The 16,589-nt window shown below is 57.6% G+C and carries 18 protein-coding genes and 1 pseudogene; 8 read left to right on the top strand and 11 right to left on the bottom strand.

The window, feature by feature from the left end:
- Positions 1 to 139 precede the first annotated feature (139 nt).
- Together CORAM0001_RS05285 and CORAM0001_RS05280 are read right to left on the bottom strand one after the other, a co-directional pair.
- Positions 140 to 1,852, bottom strand: a complete 1,713-nt coding sequence (locus tag CORAM0001_RS05285) for a SulP family inorganic anion transporter (protein WP_005510632.1) — start codon at positions 1,850 to 1,852, stop codon at positions 140 to 142.
- Between the two features lie 283 nt (positions 1,853 to 2,135).
- Positions 2,136 to 2,444 carry a hypothetical protein gene (locus CORAM0001_RS05280; RefSeq protein ID WP_005510705.1) on the bottom strand — a complete coding sequence of 103 codons (309 nt, stop codon included), beginning with the start codon at positions 2,442 to 2,444 and terminating at the stop codon, positions 2,136 to 2,138.
- Positions 2,445 to 2,584: 140 nt separating this feature from the next.
- Between CORAM0001_RS05280 and CORAM0001_RS11595 the strand changes: the two are divergent.
- Positions 2,585 to 2,824, top strand: a pseudogene (locus tag CORAM0001_RS11595) (YtoQ family protein); the annotation flags it as partial.
- Positions 2,825 to 3,113: 289 nt separating this feature from the next.
- Here CORAM0001_RS11595 and CORAM0001_RS11170 read toward each other — a convergent pair.
- Positions 3,114 to 3,245, bottom strand: a complete 132-nt coding sequence (locus tag CORAM0001_RS11170) for an amphi-Trp domain-containing protein (RefSeq protein ID WP_005510710.1) — start codon at positions 3,243 to 3,245, stop codon at positions 3,114 to 3,116.
- 372 nt (positions 3,246 to 3,617) lie between these two features.
- Between CORAM0001_RS11170 and CORAM0001_RS05270 the strand changes: the two genes are divergently transcribed.
- Positions 3,618 to 4,112 carry a 2'-5' RNA ligase family protein gene (locus tag CORAM0001_RS05270; protein ID WP_005510582.1) on the top strand — a complete coding sequence of 165 codons (495 nt, stop codon included), beginning with the start codon at positions 3,618 to 3,620 and terminating at the stop codon, positions 4,110 to 4,112.
- Positions 4,113 to 4,210: 98 nt separating this feature from the next.
- On the opposite strand, the gene CORAM0001_RS05265 is transcribed toward CORAM0001_RS05270, so the two are convergent.
- The 6 genes from CORAM0001_RS05265 to CORAM0001_RS05245 all read right to left on the bottom strand — a co-directional run bounded on the left by CORAM0001_RS05265 (position 4,211) and on the right by CORAM0001_RS05245 (position 9,578).
- Positions 4,211 to 5,095, bottom strand: coding sequence for a hypothetical protein (locus CORAM0001_RS05265; protein WP_005510618.1), 885 nt, complete (start codon positions 5,093 to 5,095; stop codon positions 4,211 to 4,213).
- Between the two features lie 147 nt (positions 5,096 to 5,242).
- Positions 5,243 to 6,382, bottom strand: coding sequence for an MFS transporter (locus CORAM0001_RS05260; protein WP_040361275.1), 1,140 nt, complete (start codon positions 6,380 to 6,382; stop codon positions 5,243 to 5,245).
- 153 nt (positions 6,383 to 6,535) lie between these two features.
- A complete protein-coding gene (locus tag CORAM0001_RS05255; RefSeq protein WP_005510587.1) occupies positions 6,536 to 7,060 on the bottom strand; it encodes a CBS domain-containing protein in 525 nt (174 codons plus the stop codon).
- Positions 7,061 to 7,355: 295 nt separating this feature from the next.
- A complete protein-coding gene (locus CORAM0001_RS11620; protein ID WP_341864596.1) occupies positions 7,356 to 7,574 on the bottom strand; it encodes a DUF6363 domain-containing protein in 219 nt (72 codons plus the stop codon).
- Positions 7,575 to 7,617: 43 nt separating this feature from the next.
- Positions 7,618 to 8,229 carry a patatin-like phospholipase family protein gene (locus tag CORAM0001_RS05250; protein ID WP_341864595.1) on the bottom strand — a complete coding sequence of 204 codons (612 nt, stop codon included), beginning with the start codon at positions 8,227 to 8,229 and terminating at the stop codon, positions 7,618 to 7,620.
- Positions 8,230 to 8,327: 98 nt separating this feature from the next.
- Positions 8,328 to 9,578, bottom strand: coding sequence for a glutaminase (locus CORAM0001_RS05245; protein ID WP_005510684.1), 1,251 nt, complete (start codon positions 9,576 to 9,578; stop codon positions 8,328 to 8,330).
- Positions 9,579 to 9,730: 152 nt separating this feature from the next.
- On the opposite strand from CORAM0001_RS05245, the gene CORAM0001_RS05240 reads away from it, so the two are divergent.
- Both CORAM0001_RS05240 and CORAM0001_RS05235 read left to right on the top strand, forming a co-directional pair.
- On the top strand, positions 9,731 to 11,164 hold the full coding sequence (locus CORAM0001_RS05240) for a GuaB1 family IMP dehydrogenase-related protein (protein ID WP_005510682.1): 1,434 nt from the start codon (positions 9,731 to 9,733) through the stop codon (positions 11,162 to 11,164).
- A gap of 80 nt (positions 11,165 to 11,244) precedes the next feature.
- Positions 11,245 to 11,781, top strand: a complete 537-nt coding sequence (locus CORAM0001_RS05235) for a YchJ family protein (protein ID WP_005510718.1) — start codon at positions 11,245 to 11,247, stop codon at positions 11,779 to 11,781.
- Here CORAM0001_RS05235 and CORAM0001_RS05230 read toward each other — a convergent pair.
- Positions 11,778 to 12,731 carry a DUF808 domain-containing protein gene (locus CORAM0001_RS05230; protein WP_005510714.1) on the bottom strand — a complete coding sequence of 318 codons (954 nt, stop codon included), beginning with the start codon at positions 12,729 to 12,731 and terminating at the stop codon, positions 11,778 to 11,780. The genes CORAM0001_RS05235 and CORAM0001_RS05230 overlap by 4 nt on opposite strands.
- A gap of 171 nt (positions 12,732 to 12,902) precedes the next feature.
- On the opposite strand from CORAM0001_RS05230, the gene CORAM0001_RS05225 reads away from it, so the two are divergent.
- A complete protein-coding gene (locus CORAM0001_RS05225; RefSeq protein WP_005510613.1) occupies positions 12,903 to 13,610 on the top strand; it encodes an isochorismatase family protein in 708 nt (235 codons plus the stop codon).
- A gap of 62 nt (positions 13,611 to 13,672) precedes the next feature.
- Here the strand turns inward: CORAM0001_RS05225 and CORAM0001_RS05220 are convergent, their stop codons facing one another.
- Positions 13,673 to 14,227, bottom strand: a complete 555-nt coding sequence (locus tag CORAM0001_RS05220) for a gamma carbonic anhydrase family protein (RefSeq protein ID WP_005510604.1) — start codon at positions 14,225 to 14,227, stop codon at positions 13,673 to 13,675.
- Between the two features lie 106 nt (positions 14,228 to 14,333).
- Between CORAM0001_RS05220 and CORAM0001_RS05215 the strand changes: the two genes are divergently transcribed.
- From CORAM0001_RS05215 to CORAM0001_RS05205, 3 genes are all read left to right on the top strand, one after another.
- Entirely contained in the window at positions 14,334 to 14,657 is a 324-nt protein-coding gene (locus CORAM0001_RS05215) for a putative quinol monooxygenase (RefSeq protein WP_038629105.1), read from the top strand.
- Positions 14,657 to 15,274: a hypothetical protein gene (locus CORAM0001_RS05210; RefSeq protein ID WP_005510641.1), complete on the top strand. Its 618-nt coding sequence runs from the start codon at positions 14,657 to 14,659 to the stop codon at positions 15,272 to 15,274. The genes CORAM0001_RS05215 and CORAM0001_RS05210 overlap by 1 nt, the downstream gene beginning before the upstream one ends.
- Before the next feature lie 184 nt (positions 15,275 to 15,458).
- Positions 15,459 to 16,325, top strand: a complete 867-nt coding sequence (locus CORAM0001_RS05205; RefSeq protein ID WP_005510660.1) for a 3-hydroxybutyryl-CoA dehydrogenase — start codon at positions 15,459 to 15,461, stop codon at positions 16,323 to 16,325.
- The last annotated feature ends 264 nt before the right edge of the window (positions 16,326 to 16,589 follow it).

The raw sequence follows: 16,589 nt of genomic DNA, 5'->3' as shown, positions 1-16,589 counted from the left end.
GAGAAGGTGACTTTGCAACGACACGTCGAGGAGTTTAAGTGCAACGTGTAAAGGTTTTTCAAGCATCGCGCGATGGGGATGTGGACCCACGATCGCAGGGGCGACTGCGACGGAGTGACCATTGTCTGGCTCAGCCAAGCTATTGACTCTGCGGCGTCCCGGGTGCGCCATCAGACTCTTCATGCTGAATGCGTGCGGCATGCAGTCGGGCGTGGGCGATGGCGTCGAGAGTGTTGTCGAAGACGTGATTCTCGTGCGCAAGTTGGTCGAATACGCCGAGTTCGCGCAACACCGGAATATGTTCGGGCTTCGTGGCTGCGAGCAGGACCCTGGTACCGCGGCGTTCGAGGCGCCCAATCGTGTCGGCGAGCATCTGGGCGCCGGTGGCGTCGATCGTCGTAACGTAGCGCATGCGGAGCACGACAACCTTGACCGACGAGACATCAGCGAGCTCGAGGAGGAAATCGTGCGCTGCACCAAAGAAGAGGGGGCCTTCCATACGGAAGGCGGCGATGTGCTCGTCGAGAAGCTCACGCTCCTTGTCGCGGTGGTCTCCCTCGTCTAGCGGGGCGGCTTCCAGCACCGCCGTGCGGGCGGTATCGCGCAGTGCGAAGAAGCCCGCCATAACAAGGCCGATGAGTACGGCGACGACAAGGTCGAACACGACGGTGGCGGCAGCAGTGATGAGCAGGGTGGCCCCGTCGCCCTTGGTGGCGCGTATCACCGAGCGGAGGTTCCGCGGGTGGATCATCTGAATCGCAGTGGCGATGAGCACGCCGGCGAGCGCGGCGAGAGGAATCTCGCCCACCCACCGGGCTGCGACGAGTACGGCGACGAGCAGCAGCAGCGAATGGAACACCGCTGCCAGGCGTGTGCCTGCGCCTGCCCGCACATTGACGGCAGTTCGGGCGATCGCGGCGGTCGCGGGAATCCCGCCGAACAGAGGCGCGACGACGTTGGCCACGCCCTGCCCGAAGAGCTCGCGGTCGGGATCGTGCCGGTCGCCAACAGTCATTGCGTCGGCAACCGTCGCAGACAGTAACGATTCCAACGCGCCGAGAGCTGCGACGGCGACTGCTGCCAACAGAAGCGAATCCAGGTGCTCCCACGGGATCTGTGGCCAGCGTGGAGCAGGCAACGTCGACGGGATGTACCCGATTGTCTTCAGACCGCCGTCGGCCAGCATGTTGATGGCCGTCGCGGCAGCTACCAATACCAGTGCCGCGGGGAAGCCGCTACGAATGCGCGCAGCAAGCACGATTCCAGCCGCCACCGCAATGGTCATCACGGGCGCCTGCCATGCCGGAGCGTATAACCAAGCTTTAATCGAGCCCCACGCTAACCCGAGGACTTTCTCGCCGTCCACGTCAACACCGAGTGCTGCGGGCAGCTGTTGGAGGCCGATGATTAATGCAATACCGGCGGTGAAACCTTCGACGACAGGTAGTGGCATGTACTTCATCGCGCGGCCAGCGCCGGTGAACGCCAGCAAGAGCAGCATGAGCCCCGCCAGCACGCCGACGACGAGCACCCCATCGGCACCATGGTTGGCCACGATGGGGATTAACACGACGGTCATTGCGCCGGTCGGGCCGCTTACTTGGACGTTACTACCGCCGAAGACTGCGGCCAGGATACCCGCGACGATGGCCGTCGTAATTCCGGCCGCCGCGCCGACACCGGACGCAACGCCGAAGCCGAGTGCGAGGGGGAGGGCGACGAGGGCCACCATGAGGCCTGCCGAGAGGTCGCGCCCGATTGTCGCGCGGGACCAGTCCGAGCGGCGCGGTGCGAAACGCAGGGCACGGGACCGGATGCCCACCGTAGAGGCGGCGGAGGAGGGGCGGGTCATGCTACTTTCTTGCTCCTTCAGGGCTCAATGACACTCAAAGGATACACAAGGTGTCATCCTCCGACGGTCACATTCCTGGTTCTGGCCGAGGCCTCATGTCGACGGAATAAAACTTCCTGACCTGGCGGGAGTTCCGTGGATCGTTGTCGCGGTACTTGGAGTGACGCGTGTGAGCCGGTGTCTGAAGAGCAAACAGCCCAGGAGAATCTGTACCAGTGCCATACAGAGCGCGACACCACTGCTCATGGGTCGGGCCTGACGACGGGCTGGGGGCGAGGACCGGCTACCGGATCCGGGCTTTCGCGGCGACGAGCAGCAGGGCGGCATGGTCGACTTCGCCGTTTTTGATCTCGCGATTGAGCTTGTGTAGCACCACGGGGCAGCGCAGGCAGCGGATGCCGGATTTGCAGCACTTCTTCTTCGGCGTCATCGCAGCCAGTTTAAAGGGGTCCTTGCCGGCGAGCTTTTTCGCGGCTTTGGCCTCGGCCTTCGAGTATTCGGGCAGGCGTAGCGAGGTCGTTGCCGCAGCCTTCTTCTTGGCTTTGGCGGCGTCCTTCTTCTTGCCCTTGTCGCCTTTCTTGCCCTTGGCCATGCGCGTTCCCTTCGTCGCGAATTTTCCTGAATTAGGTTAGCGTCACCTCATATGATGTGGGGAGGCGTGGGTGCCTGACGGGTGTAATTGGGTGTTGCTTGACGACGGCTCGCTTGTCGGCCAGTGTCGCAGCGGTAAATGACAGCCAAAGGACGCAAAACCGACCAAAACGACTCAGGTCTGTTTGCTGTGACCTGCGGAAATGGCGAGCGGTAGTGAGTTGTTTCGGCGACCAGTACAAGCAGTGGAATGCAGCTTTCGACGCGGGGTACTGTGCCGCGCTGGACAAGCCGTACATCACGCTTCACGGTGAGGACATTGTTCACCCGCTCAAGGAAGTTGATGCTGCTGCTCAGGCGTGGTGGACGACGACCGACTAGACTGTAGAGATTCTGCGCTATGTGCTCAAGGCCTAAGGCCTGCAGAATTAGGAGCCAAAACAAAGGGCGACTTCGGAAGATAATTCCGAAGTCGCCCTTTGCTTAGTCAACGCTGCGCGGAACAAACCGGACAGCAACAAGCCCGCTAGGAGATTGCGAAGCCAGATGCTGGTCCTGGCTTTTCAACGGGCTCGCCAGCCTCGTCGACCATCCAGTCAATTTCCAGTTCTAGCCCGCGCTCGATGCCGATACGCTTTCGGGAATCGACGACTTCTATCGTGGTATTAAATCATGTCGGCATGGTCGTCGTCACCGCGGACTCGCCAGTGTCGAGAGTCATTTCCCCGGCGCGGATGCGAGCTGTCAGCGTCTCCAGCAAATCAGCGAGCTCGTCGCGACTGAAGCTTGTCTTGCTCTTCACCAGCTTTTGATTCTTCGGGGGCGTAGTCTTTTTAGGTTTCGGTGCCGTGTCTTTACTTACCTTTCCAGCCGTGTCGGTATTTGTGCAGCGTGAAGAATTGGCCGTCACTCCACACTGTCTTTGAAGATGGTCTAGAGAGCTTTCAGGAAGCCTGCCCATCCCCATTATCCCAATAAAAAATGTGTTTTTAACAGGAGAAATAATAAGAGGCTAGAAATTCCTATAGGTAGGTTATAAATTGTGGAAAATCCCTACGCTATGCTCTGGAGTGCAAGGTCCTGAGTGCCTTAGGTGAAGAGCTCTAGTAATGGCGCCCTTCGTCAGTGCTTCAAGTGGGTCGACCGACAGCAATAGGGGAGGAGTAAACGTCACATGGTGTCACCCGACAACATCCTGATGTACCTTCTGCCTGAGCAAGAGGCGCAAGTAAGAGAAATCTTTGCGCAACTCGCAGAGAGTGGCTTTCCGCAGCAGAATCAGAAGCCGCACATCACGGTCACGTTCGCGCCGACCATGCGCCCAGCGGTAATCCAACGCGCAGCCGAGATTCTCCCACCGCTTATGCCAGCGGAGTTTCGCAGAGTGGGAACGGTCATCTTCGGCACCAAGAGTAAGCAGACTGTTGCCTGGTTGCTGGAAACCAGCGACGAGCTGGAAGAGGCCGCCCGCGAAATCAGCCGTCTCAATCCTGATGGGCGTGGCTCCCGTTGGATTCCGCACCTGACCATGGGCCTGAGAATTCCACGCGATATTGTGCCGGACTACGTGCGCGCACTTGACGAAATAACGAACCCGCACTTTAAAACTCTCAACGCGCCACGAGCTGCGTTCTGGAGTCCCAAAGTGCAGGAATTAACGGAGTTCTAGGGAGACTCCAGTACTTGTGTGCTGCTGTTCCTCAGCGATTGCGTCCCGCTATTTCGCAAAAACTGTGGTTTCAGAAAACAGTAGGCTAAGAAGAAAAACTAAGCAGCATCCATAATTTTCTTGGCCTGTGCATTGAAAACGTCCAACGCACGCTTCTTTGCTGCTTCCTTAGACTCTGGAGTTGCCTCTGGAATCTGCATGGGATCCGTCGTGTTTTCCATGTTGCCAGTTGGTACATCCGGAGTCGGGGCGGCGGACACCATTACCATTACGCCATTGACGATGCCGACAATGTCGTAGCTGGTGGCCGTAGTATCCGTGCCACCGGCGTTGATGTTCGCACTGGTCTCGTGTGCAGTGAACTCAGCTGGCTTGACGGAAAGATTTGGCTCCCACTTTTCTCGGTGCAGTTTCATTGTGGTCGTCATGTCCATGTCATTAAACATGTCCTGCATCTCAGGAGAAATCTCCTGACCTTCCATGGAGTCTTTCAGAATGTCGGAAGCATCCATCGTAGCCGTCACGTCGGAGCACTTTTCGAGGCTGTCCTCGTACTTCTGGTACACCTCAGGATTCTTCAATACTGAGACACTGACAGTGACGTTCTCCTCCTTAATGTCCGTGTAAGCGCCGGCAGCATTCTCCAATTCCTCAGTTGAGTTGGTGAAAGTGGCGCATTCGGCCGGTTCAAACTTCATGGAGTCTTCCGAAAACATCTCCATGGCATCTTTGAACCCGGTGATTTTGTTTCCGGAGAAGTCCGCCCCTTGAACTTCATTGGTCAGCAGGAGTTGATCCTCAGATGCAGCGGGGGCTGATCCATCTGCCTTCGTCATCTTGGTCGCTGAATCCTTGCCGGTTTCACCACCTGCATTGTTGCCCTCATCGCCAGAGCCACATGCTGTGAGCAACGCGGCGCTTGCCAGACCCGCCACTACAGTTGTCGCAAACTTCTTCCACATTTCAGAGCCGTGCTGCTTCATGATTCCTCGTTTCTTCCAGTTGAAAACCAACAGTTAATTCTTTCCGGTCCAGGAGTCCTGAGTTGGCCCCAAACTTTGGTGAAAGAAAGAATACAAGAGCGCGTCACGGCACGCTTCCCAAAAACAAGAATTTCAGTCGCGTCTGCTTTACGACGCTCCGTCGGACCTCACCGCAGACTGCGCAACCTTTGCCACGGGATACATGGATACCAATGCAATAATCGCACCGAAGATGAAGACGGGCACAAACCCGAATTTCGGCGCTGCGAAAGAAATGACAAAAGGAGCGAAAAAGCCAACATAAGTCAGCGAATAGTAGATGGCGGTGGCCGCGCCCAACTCAGCCGTCGGTGCGATAATTTGCACTTCGCGGAGGCCGGAGACCATCATTACGCCGTACGCAGCACCGAGGGCCAGAGCAGCGGGGAAAACGCTCCACACATTCTGGGTGAGTGCGACGATAAGGCTGAGCAGCATTCCGACCGTCGTCAAGCCGAGACCGAAAATAGCTGGCGGGATAAAGCTGCTGGAACTAATTCGAGTGACCAGTGGTTGCACCAGAACGCCGGTGCCCATCGTAAGGCAGGCGATGAGTCCTGCGAAGGCGATGGGGTAGCGGGATTCGGCGATTGTCGGCAGGACGACGAAGGATGTGCATGCAGCACCGAAGACCCACGGTGCCCAAGCGGCGACTGCCCACAGGAACCTCGGGCTTAGAGTGGCGGAGGAGAAGAACCGTTGCGGAGAGTCGCTGTGCCCTGCCGCCGGTAATCCGCCGGAGGCGTTCCATGTCGGTGGTGCGATAAAAAGCAGCAGTGCGAGATGAACAAGATAGGGGATGACGTCGGGGCGGGGAGCAAACTCCGCGACCAGCCCTGAAGCCAGTGGGCCGAGGGAGAATCCAGCGGAGAGTGCAACGGTTGCGCGCCGGGCAGAAATTTGAGGTGCGACGGGCGCAATTTCTTTGATCCACGAGGCACCGGCGGCCATTACCATGCCCATCGAAATGCCGATGATAAGACGTCCTACCAGAAGTGATGGGAAGTGGAACCAGATGCCGGTGAGTAGGACGGCTGAGCCAACGACAGAGGTTATGAGTGCAGGCCGGATGATGGCGCGACGGCCGAGCCGGTCGGAAAGTGGGCCGCAGATGAGTAGCGCGGGGATGAGTCCTGCGACGTAGATGGCGAAGAGAAAGGTGACCTGGGACTGGTTGAGAGCATCGGTTATTCGATACGCGGGCAAGAGTGGTGCGAAGAGGTTGGCTCCAAACGCAACCGCGAACATGCCCAGGGCTACCCGAATCCAGTCTCGTATCACGGTTGCCTCCTGAGGGCTCTCATCTGTGGGGATAGAACAGTGTGGTAACAACAATAGGCCAGCTAACAAACGCTAGCTGGCCTATTGAGTCACTCGGGTCGTCTACCCAAGTTAGTCGCCCTAGTTATTGGCGGCGCCGAAGAACGCGGTAATCGGCGAGAAGAATCCCTTGGACTTCTTTGACTTCTTAGCTGCCTTTGTCCTGCCAAGAATGCGCTCAGAGATGCGGTCGGTGAGGACACCTACCAGCTTGCCGCTGCGGACGACGGGCAGCTCGCTGAGCGGCCCGTCAATAAGCTGGCGAGCCCTGATTGCAGCTGGATCCTCGGGCTTGACAAAGACCTTCACCGGGGCGCCGACGGTGTTCATGTAGGCATCGCGGTCGGCGTACTCACGGAGTTCCTTCAGCGTAATATCGCTGGTCAGGTAGCCTTCATCGTCGACGAGGAAGACACAGGTATCGTCATCGAGACCAGCAAATTCGGCTGCGTAGGTGCTCAGTGCCTCACCGACCGTGATGTCCTCCGGCAGTGCAACGTAAGAATCCGTCATGTGCATGCTTACGGTGTCAGGCAGGAGGCTGTACGGGCTGATTGAAGACTTCGGCTTGAAGAAGTTGGCGATGGTGTTCTGTGTCTGTGTCATTGTGGATCCTTTTCCAGGTATCCCAGCTCCTTTGCTAGGAGGGAATTTCTGTTGATTGAAAAATTATGGCTCCCCGCCTAAGAGTGTTGGCAATGTAATGCCGTAACTAAAGGTGGCCACTTGAGATGGACCCTTGCTTCGAGAGTCTTTCGAAACTCTCGATAAAGTGCAGGGCAGCGGCCTATGTGGATATAGGAGCCTTACCTAACGAGGTTGTTCGCTACGCAAAGGTTAACACAAGGTTACGTACACAGTAAAGAGGAATGAACGAAAAGCTTCCTAAAGGTGGCGGAAGCTATAAGCCCATGAACTCTCGAATTGCTGGCCATTCGGCATCAGTTTGCGCCCGGCCGAGCTCGTAGTTGTGCAGCAGCTTCGACCGCCTCCGCTCCGCCTTTGTGATGCTCATGTTATTGGCGTAGAAAACATATGCTTGGCCTTTTCGTTCAAGCTCAGCAGCCCAATCGAGAGAAGCGTTGTAGCGCTCGTGTCTAGTGATAAGCAGCTCAGCCACCACCGGGTTACTGCGGAAAATCTGGCGCAGTAGCTGTGGGCGCTTAGGGGGCGGTGCGACGGAATCCTTTCGGGCGAGTCAGGACGATGAGGAACTTCTTGAAACCATCTGCTTCGGCGGCATTAATGGGAATGCCACCTGATGATCCCAGTGCACCGTCGACGAACGGAACGCCATCAATATAGGGCATACGCATGACACCCGGAATCGTCGAACTGGCGCGAGTGTACTTCATCAGCGTAGGTAGATCTGGGATATCGTCTGGCCCCCAGTTGATGGTCTCGCCCGTATCCGCTCGGACAGCAGAAATCCGGTAGGGAGTTGGATTGTTCTTAAAAGTCTCGTAATCCAGGGGCATGGCGCCGTCGGGAAGTCCCGCGTCTTCGTAGATGTACTCGGCATCGAAATAGCCCCGCCCGCGCAACATTGGGCGCCAGCCACTGCTGTTCGGCTGTGCGATGAAGTCAGTGAAGCTATTTATAGAGCGCTGGATATCCCGGGAAAGGTAATTGACGACGTGAGAGGCGCCGGCGCTTACGCCACCGACCCAGCCGACATCGATGCCCTCGCGAAGTAACCGTTCGACGAAAGGTGCCGTGTAACTATTGCGAGTCCCTCCACCCTCGAAGACTAATGCTACATCGCTGACCTGCATTTACATCCCTCCGGTTGTTCTCGCGCTGCTGCTTTTCGGGCGTTACGATCGTTCAAGACTACCCGAACGTCACCATATTGGATTTCGGTTAGCGTAGTTTACGGCGCATCCTGGAGGATGACCGGCAGCAGCCCCTCGCCCATATCTGGGTTCGGCAGTACGCCCTCCGGGTCGTAGAACAAGATCTCCTTGCCCTCGTGGCTCAGACGTCGCATCGCTTCCAGAATCAACGTGCGTCCCACCGGGTTGACAACGCCAACGCGGCTGACGTCGAAGACAACTTCGCTTTCCGACGGTGTGGAAGTCGCCAACCTGTTGAGAATGATCTCGGCCGCAGTGAAGTTGACTGGGCCCTGAATCTCGATGATCGAGCGGCCATTGCTGACGCGTGTACCGCGCAGCGCACGCGAACCAATCGCATCGGCATCCATGAGATGAAGACCCAAATCTTCGGAGAGCTTCCGGAAGATGGCAATGCTGCGGACGCTGTTGCCGTGGTCGTTCAATCGCGGCGAAAAGGCTGCAAGACCCGCCTGTCCAGGCAGCGCTCCCAGCAAGCCGCCGGCGACACCGCTCTTGGCGGGAATCCCGACCTCGGTAAACCATTCACCGGCCTCGTCATACATGCCGGCAATAGCCATCACGGACAAGACTCTGCGAACAACCGAGCGGCCGAGCACAGTCTGATTGGTGACCGGGTTAACGCCACCGTTGGCCAACACTGCGGTCATCATGGCGACATCGCGAGTGTTGACCAGCACGGAGCACTGTGCGGTGTAGCCGCGGACAGCATCGTGGGGCGTGGTTTCGATGAAACCGTAAGCTGCCAGCATATGTGCGATGGACATGTTTCGATGGGCAGTGTCCATTTCGCATTCATAGGCATCGTAGTCAACGCGGAGCTTACGGCCAGCCAAAGTTGAGAGAAGCTCCACCATGTGCTTCGTGCGAGTCTTCCAGTTGGCACCTGGCTGGCATACGAACTGGTTGATGGTCAGTGCACCGACATTAATCATCGGATTCTTTGGTCGGTGCGTGCCCTGCTCCAGCGACAGCTCGTTGAAGGCCTCACCGGAAGGTTCGGTGCCCACAATGCTGTCGATTTTGTCTGTGCCGTGCTCGGTGATGGCTGCGGCATAAGCGAAGGGCTTGGACATCGACTGAATGGTGAATTCAGTATCGGTGTCGCCCGTGGCGTAGGTGCGACCTGACACGGTGGTCATAGCAAGTGCCAGGCGGTCGGGATTAGCTTGGGCAAGGGTGGGAATATAGTCCGCTACCTCGCCAGACTCATCGGGGCGGACGGATTCGACGATTTCGGACAAGTAATCTTTGATCGGCGTTTTCATCAGATTCTGCTAAGCATCTTTCCTGGGCTGAAAAATCCCGGTTGAGTCAATGGAGTCCCGTTCGAACCTACACCAGGCGAGGCCGGTCACTGATGCTCACCTCGGTGCACTCTCACCGTGCGCGCCGGAAAAATCGGCATATCCTGGGGTGTGTGAAATTTCTCAACAATCAGTCCGCGCCCTACGAGTTGACCTACAGCGATGTCTTCATGGTGCCGTCAAAGTCATCCGTCGGCTCTCGCATGGGTGTCGATTTGTCCACCAATGATGGCACCGGCACAACCATTCCGATTGTGGTCTCCAATATGACGGCTATTTCCGGGCGCCGGATGGCCGAAACCACCGCTCGCCGAGGCGGAATTGCCATCCTGCCGCAGGACGTCCCAGCTGACATTGCTGCTGAGACCATCCGCAAGGTCAAGTCCGCTGGGCTGGTTTTCGACACTCCAATCGTCGTCAAGCCTCACCACACCGCGGGGTATGCGCGCCATCTTCTGCCGAAGCGCGCGCACGGTGCGGCAGTGGTGGTGGAAGACAACAAACCGGTTGGTCTGATTACCGGCCGTGACCTGGCGGGCGTTGACAACTTTGCGCAGGTGGGGACGCTCATGTCCACTTCGCTATTTACGCTTCCGGCCGATATTGAGCCCCGTGACGCTTTTGACCAGCTCACTGCTTCCGGTCGCAAACTCGCTCCAGTGGTGGACGCCGATGGCGCGCTGGTGGGTATTCTCACGCGTAAGGGCGCGCTGCGTGCGACGCTTTACAAGCCCGCTGTCGACGCTGAGGGCAAGCTGCGCGTCGGTGCGGCGCTTGGCATCAACGGTGATGTTGAAGGGCGCGCGAAGACACTGCTCGACGCAGGTGCCGACGTGCTCGTTGTCGATACCGCCCACGGTCATCAGGAATCGATGCTCCGTGCTTTACGACGAGTCCGCGCGCTCAACCCACCTGTGCCAATTGCCGCTGGCAATGTCGTGACCGCCAATGGTGTTCGCGACCTAGCGGAGGCGGGAGCCGACATTATTAAGGTCGGCGTCGGTCCGGGTGCGATGTGCACAACCCGAATGCAGACCGGAGTTGGGCGTCCACAGTTTTCTGCCGTGCTCGAATGCGCTGCAGCTGCCCGTGAATGCGGCGTGCATGTCTGGGCTGATGGTGGAGTGAAGGATCCTCGCGATGTTGCGCTTGCGTTGGCTGCGGGTGCGTCCAACGTGATGATTGGCTCGTGGTTTGCCGGTACTTTCGAGTCCCCAGGGGATGTCCAAAAGGACGTCGACGGGCGCATGTTCAAGGAGTCCTTTGGCATGGCTTCACACCGTGCGGTGGAGAGCCGAAATGCACAGGTAGAGGCCTTTGAGAAGGCCCGGCGCGAGATGTTCGAAGAGGGCATCTCGACTGCGAAAATCTACCTGGAGCCAGGCCGCGAAGGCGTGGAGGACCAGATCGATCGCATTATCTCGGGCGTACGTTCTTCGTTCACATACGCGGGTTCGGCCACCATCGAGCAGTTCGCTGAGCGGGCAGTGGTGGGAATTCAATCCGCTGCGGGCTTTGCGGAAGGAATGCCGAGGGCGACGCGGTAGCCGTCGTCAAGCCTCTCGGGGCTAAGCCGACTAGCGGTGCTGCGGGCCAATTGGTAGGTATGTAAAGACGTTGTTAGGACGTGTTTAGTACCACGTGCGAGATTGGGGAGGGGCTGGCAATTATGGGTCGGCAGATAAGAGAAAACAGTGCTGTAACGGAGTCTGGATTGGTAGCAGGAAACGGTGCTAGAGCAGGAAGCGGGAACGCATTTTTCGCCCGCGCCCGCGTTACTGATTCCGATTTGTGCCCGTGTGGTGGGGGACTCTACGGGCAGTGCTGTGGCCCGCTACACCGCGGTGAGCGGGAGGCGGTGACCGCAGCTGAGCTGATGGCCGCGAGGTACAGCGCTTACGCTGCCCACGAGGCGGACTACATCTGGCGGACGTGGCATCCGCGCTACCGCCCGGAAGTTATCAATGTCGATGACGGTGTGGAATGGGAAGGACTCACCATCATCAACGCTGTCGATGGTGGCGAGGATGACCGCGAAGGCACCGTGGAATTTGAAGCGGCTTTTCATGACCATGAAGGTGTCGGCACGATGCACGAGCGTTCCCGTTTTGTTCGGCGTGCGCGACGTTGGGTCTACGTCGACGGCGAGGTCACGTACTCCTAAGCGTCAGACTTGTTGTGCTTGCCGTGGCCGAATGGCAGCACGGCGACAATCGCCACAATGATTGCTCCCCAGATGGCGCCGAAAATCAGTGAGCCGGTGGTGTTGGCCAACCAGCCGAGGAAGCCGCCGGTAAACAGCTGCTCAAGGTTGTGGACCAGCTGGTAGGGGAGATGCCAGCCCAGCTCGTCGAGGCCGACCACCATGATGTGTCCACCGACCCACAACATGGCAAACGTGCCGATAATGCCGATCGTGTTCAGAACGATTGGCATGGTTTTGACCAGTGCCGTACCAAGCTTACTGATACCGGCTGACTTCTTGGACTGCAGGTGCAGGCCAATGTCATCAATCTTGACCAAGAAGCCCACCACGCCGTAGACCGCAAGCGTGATGATGAGTGCTACCACAATAAGAATCAGCGCGCGATTGAGTAGTGGTTGATCAGCGACCTCATTGAGAGAAATCACCATGATTTCCGCAGAGAGAATCAAGTCTGTGAAAATTGCAGACTTCACCAGCGAATCTTCATTTTGTGGTGTGCGATTGGTCGCCGCCTCTATCCGCTCCTGCTCAGTCTGCTCGGGAGAGATTCGGTGCTTAATCTTCTCCCAGACCTTTTCCATGCCCTCAAAGCACAGGTATGAGCCACCGAGCATCAAAATCGGTGTCAGTGCCCAGGGGAGAAACTGGCTGAGCAGCAGCGCAATCGGAAGAATAATGACAATTTTATTGACCAAGGAGCCCTTGGTGATACGCCAAATAATCGGCAGCTCGCGTTTCGGCGAGACACCCTCGACGAATTTAGGCGTCACCGCAGCGTCGTCAACCACAACACCGGCGGCTTTAGCGCTAGCTTTGCCGGCCGCAGCCGCAATATCGTCTGTTGTTGCCGCTGCAGCGCGTGCAATCGTGGCAACGTCGTCAAGCAGCGCGACAAGTCCGCCTGCCATAAAAACCTCCCGTATTGGAGGACGCGACCAGGAGCCGTCGTCGTATCAAAGAATTACCGGAGCAATTTTAACCGCTTTCCCGGATTGACTCTGTGTTGTCGGTAGGGCGTCGATGTCCGGCCGATAGTTCACGTGCTTCTCTGAATGTGAGCACGTGGCAAGATATAGGCCATGAACGCTTCCTTCTCCGAAATCTACCGACAGGTCAATGCGGACAACTCGGACAACGCTGGCACCGCGGCAGACACCAGCAACGATGCCCACTCCGAGGAACAACAGCGCCCGGCGCGTCCCCGCATGGCACTGGTAGTAGTCGACGCTCAGAATGATTTTTCCGCGGGTGGCGCACTTGCCGTCGACGGTGCTGAGGCAGCGTACACCGCTACATATCTGCATGTTGCGGGCACAGCTAACAAGTACTCGGTTCTTGCGACCACCCGTGACAATCACATCGACCCAGGCACGCATTTCTCTGAAACCCCGGATTTCGTCGATACCTGGCCGAAACACTGTGTTGCAGGTACCCCGGGCGCAGAGATTCACCCCGGCATGCAGCGCGCCATCGCGTTTTTTGAGCAGCTCAACCCCGCTGCTGTGCGTATCGATGTCACAAAAGGGGAGTACGCCGCCGCCTACTCCGGTTTCGAGGGAACAACGGAGGCTGGCGTTTCGCTTGCCGACGCTCTCCGCGCCTCTGACATCGAAGAAATCGATGTGGTGGGAGTTGCGACTGACCACTGCGTCCGCGCCACAGTGCTCGATGGCCTCAAGGAGGGCTTTTCCGTTCGTGTTCTGAGCAATCAGGTCGCGGCGGTGGACCCGGAGCGCGGCAAGGCTGCACTAGCGGAATTGGCCGCGGCGGGCGCGACAGTGGTGTAGTGCTGCGACGCTGACCGTCAAACAATCCGCCTAGCCGCTTAGCTAGGCGCCTCGGCAGCCGCCTAGTTAAAAGTCACCATATCCAGGTCGACCTCGCGGAGGTGGCGGTGGTTGGACGCTGTTTCCACATAACGCCCTGCATGGGCGATGAAGCCCTCTGCTTCCTCGGCGGAGAGTTCACGACGCACCTTGGCGGGAACGCCTGCAGCCAGCGACCTGGGGTCGATAATCTGATCTTCCAACACCACGGCACCTGCAGCAATGAGGCTGCCAGCGCCGATACGGGAACGCGAAAGCAGGGTGGACTTCATGCCGATGAGGCAACCATTTTCAACCGTGGTGCCGTGGACCAAGGCCATGTGCCCGACGGTGACATCATCGCCGAGAATTGTGGGCACACCTCGGTCGACATGGACTGTGGAGTTGTCCTGAATATTGGTGCGCTGGCCGATGCGGATCGGTGCGACGTCTCCTCGGAGAACAGAACCGTAGAACACGGAGCTATCCGCACCGATTTCGACATCACCGATAATGACCGCGCCGGGCGCAATCCAGGCGCTGGAATGAATGCGTGGGGTCTTATCTTGGTAGGTGAGAATGAGCGGAGTGTTCATCATACAAACCAATATAACTGTCACCTGAGGTCAGCGTAAGAAAAATTCTCAGCGAAACTCTATTCGTCGAAGGGTGCAATTCTGCTTGGACGCGCCTACAGTGGGCGACATGATTTTTATCGTTGTGAATTACCAAGTTAAGCCGGAATTTGCCGACGAATGGATGGACCACGTCGCTGAGTTCACCGCTGCCACCCGCGCAGAGGCTGGCAACAAGTGGTTTGAATGGTCCCGCAGCGTAGAAGACCCCAACCAGTACATCCTCGTCGAGGCATTCGATGATGACGCTGGTGAAGCCCACGTCAATTCCGAGCACTTCGCCAAGGGCCTGGAGGCGATGAAGCCGCTGCTCGCTGAGACCCCGAAGATTGTCTCGCAGGTACTGCCAGATAAGCAGGACTGGGATCGCATGGGCGAGCTGCAGGTCGACTAATGTCCTCAGACACCATTCGCGATAGCGCAGCCGCTTCCAGCAGTGACACCTATTCTCTGATTGGGCGTGGCCTGCGTATTGGCTCCGCTGTGCTGGCCTCTGCTCTCGTCGTTGGTCTCAGTGCTTGTGGGGATAGCGATGAGGCAGCCCTGGAGGGTAGCCAAAATCAGTCAAGCCAGGAGCAGAGTGCTGTTGCCTCCACTGCCGCCATTCGGGATAACTTGGCTCAGCTGGCGGCAGATACTGCGGCGCTGAAGAAAGCATCGCAGACACTAATTGCAAAGGAATCGGTCTCGGAAGAGACTCGAAAGATTGCGCAGCAGGCGGAGCCAATCTTTGCTGAAGAGGAAGCGCAGCTAGTCAAGACTCTCGGCGTCGATGTTGATCCGTCGGAGACCAAGCTCGACACCGCCACCATGACTCGCCTCGAGAACGAGGAGGGGCCACACGCAGATATGGCTTATCTGACGTTGATGGAAGGCAGCCTGGATAAGGTGCTCGGCCAGTGGGAAGAACTGGAAAAGCATGGCGGAAACGACCTGCAAGATCTGGCACGCTCTTCTCAGCAGCAGCTGGAAGATATTCAGCAGGCGCTGGAAAAACGTATGCAGTACTAGCCGCTGCCCAAACCTCGTGGGGGAAATTCAAGTAAAAAGTCCTGCAAAGCGTGCCCGGGGAACCGGGGAAGTGAGTAGCGTGTAAATGAAGCCAGTGCGCTGTGATCGTCGTCAAGCGAATGCGCACTCGGATGAAGCACAATGCTGACTAATAACCCAGAGTAGAAGGTAGGAAAACACGCCAATGGCAAATAGTATCTCGCGAGTAGGTATCGTCGGCGCCGGTCAGATGGGCTCCGGAATTATTGAGGTCTGTGCGAAGGCCGGTAGCGATGTCAAGGTCTGGGAGGCCAAGGAGGAGTTCCTTGAGTCCGGTCGCGCCCGTATTGAAAAGTCGCTGGATAAGGCCGTTTCCCGTGGCAAGCTAGAGCAGTCCGCACGTGATGAGATTCTGGGGCGTATTAGCTTCACCACCAAGCTGGAAGACTTCGCTGACCGTGAGCTGGTCATCGAGGCCATCGTGGAGAACCCGGAAGTAAAGGCCAGCGTCTTCTCGCAGCTCGATGAGATTGTGGAGTCGGACGATGCCATCCTGGCTTCCAACACCTCCTCGCTGCCGATTCAGTCCATTGCCGCAGCCACCAAGCGCCCGGAGCGCGTCATGGGTCTGCACTTCTTCAACCCGGTTCCGGTTCTGCCTCTGGTAGAGCATGTCGTTACTCTGACCACCGGTGATGTTCAGTCGGAGCGTGCGTACGAGTACGCTTCCGAGGCGCTGGGCAAGACCGTCATTCGTGCTAAGGATCGCTCGGGCTTCATTGTTAACGCCCTGCTGGTTCCGTACATCCTCGGCGCTATCCGCATGCTGCAGGACGGCATTGCTACCGCAGAAGACATCGATGCCGGCATGGTCAATGGCTGTGCGCACCCGATGGGTCCGCTGACTCTGGCCGACATGGTTGGTCTGGACACCATCAAGTTCATTGCCGATGCGATGTTTGATGAGTACAAGGAGCCGACATACGCGGCACCTCCGCTGCTCAAGCGCATGGTTGAGGCGGGGCACTTCGGCCGCAAGTCCGGCCGTGGCTTCTACGACTACTCCAAGTAGTCCACGCTTTTAGCCCCCGTTTGGGGCGAGTATTGAATTCTTACCGGTTGACGGGCGTTTCTCCCGCCAACCGGTTTCTTTTATGCATTTATCAGTGAAAACCTGGAGTCTGAGGGGGAGACTTCCCACGATTGGCGCTAGCATTTTGAAAACTTGTTTCTTTTCAACGCGCCGAAACCTCGCAGTGCGCTTAACATAAGTGAAGATTTTGTCAGACCTTGGCATATAAAGCACTTCACAACTGGTGCCTCCCACGCAGCTATC

It is taken from the genome of Corynebacterium amycolatum SK46, assembly GCF_000173655.1.
Classification (GTDB): domain Bacteria; phylum Actinomycetota; class Actinomycetes; order Mycobacteriales; family Mycobacteriaceae; genus Corynebacterium; species Corynebacterium amycolatum_A.
This window is presented reverse-complemented; position numbering and strand designations above follow the sequence as displayed.

What these genes read in the sequence shown, in the direction of transcription:
- CORAM0001_RS05225 (WP_005510613.1), top strand. Translation starts at nt 12,903, where the DNA reads ATGAACGCTTCCTTCTCCGAAATCTACCGACAGGTCAATGCGGACAAC.
- CORAM0001_RS05230 (WP_005510714.1), bottom strand. Translation starts at nt 12,731, where the DNA reads ATGGCAGGCGGACTTGTCGCGCTGCTTGACGACGTTGCCACGATTGCA.
- CORAM0001_RS05245 (WP_005510684.1), bottom strand. Translation starts at nt 9,578, where the DNA reads ATGAAAACGCCGATCAAAGATTACTTGTCCGAAATCGTCGAATCCGTC.
- CORAM0001_RS05255 (WP_005510587.1), bottom strand. Translation starts at nt 7,060, where the DNA reads ATGACACAGACACAGAACACCATCGCCAACTTCTTCAAGCCGAAGTCT.
- CORAM0001_RS05250 (WP_341864595.1), bottom strand. Translation starts at nt 8,229, where the DNA reads ATGCAGGTCAGCGATGTAGCATTAGTCTTCGAGGGTGGAGGGACTCGC.
- CORAM0001_RS05260 (WP_040361275.1), bottom strand. Translation starts at nt 6,382, where the DNA reads ATGTTCGCGGTTGCGTTTGGAGCCAACCTCTTCGCACCACTCTTGCCC.
- CORAM0001_RS05220 (WP_005510604.1), bottom strand. Translation starts at nt 14,227, where the DNA reads ATGATGAACACTCCGCTCATTCTCACCTACCAAGATAAGACCCCACGC.
- CORAM0001_RS05215 (WP_038629105.1), top strand. Translation starts at nt 14,334, where the DNA reads ATGATTTTTATCGTTGTGAATTACCAAGTTAAGCCGGAATTTGCCGAC.
- CORAM0001_RS05205 (WP_005510660.1), top strand. Translation starts at nt 15,459, where the DNA reads ATGGCAAATAGTATCTCGCGAGTAGGTATCGTCGGCGCCGGTCAGATG.
- CORAM0001_RS05285 (WP_005510632.1), bottom strand. Translation starts at nt 1,852, where the DNA reads ATGACCCGCCCCTCCTCCGCCGCCTCTACGGTGGGCATCCGGTCCCGT.
- CORAM0001_RS05280 (WP_005510705.1), bottom strand. Translation starts at nt 2,444, where the DNA reads ATGGCCAAGGGCAAGAAAGGCGACAAGGGCAAGAAGAAGGACGCCGCC.
- CORAM0001_RS05270 (WP_005510582.1), top strand. Translation starts at nt 3,618, where the DNA reads ATGGTGTCACCCGACAACATCCTGATGTACCTTCTGCCTGAGCAAGAG.
- CORAM0001_RS05265 (WP_005510618.1), bottom strand. Translation starts at nt 5,095, where the DNA reads ATGAAGCAGCACGGCTCTGAAATGTGGAAGAAGTTTGCGACAACTGTA.
- CORAM0001_RS05210 (WP_005510641.1), top strand. Translation starts at nt 14,657, where the DNA reads ATGTCCTCAGACACCATTCGCGATAGCGCAGCCGCTTCCAGCAGTGAC.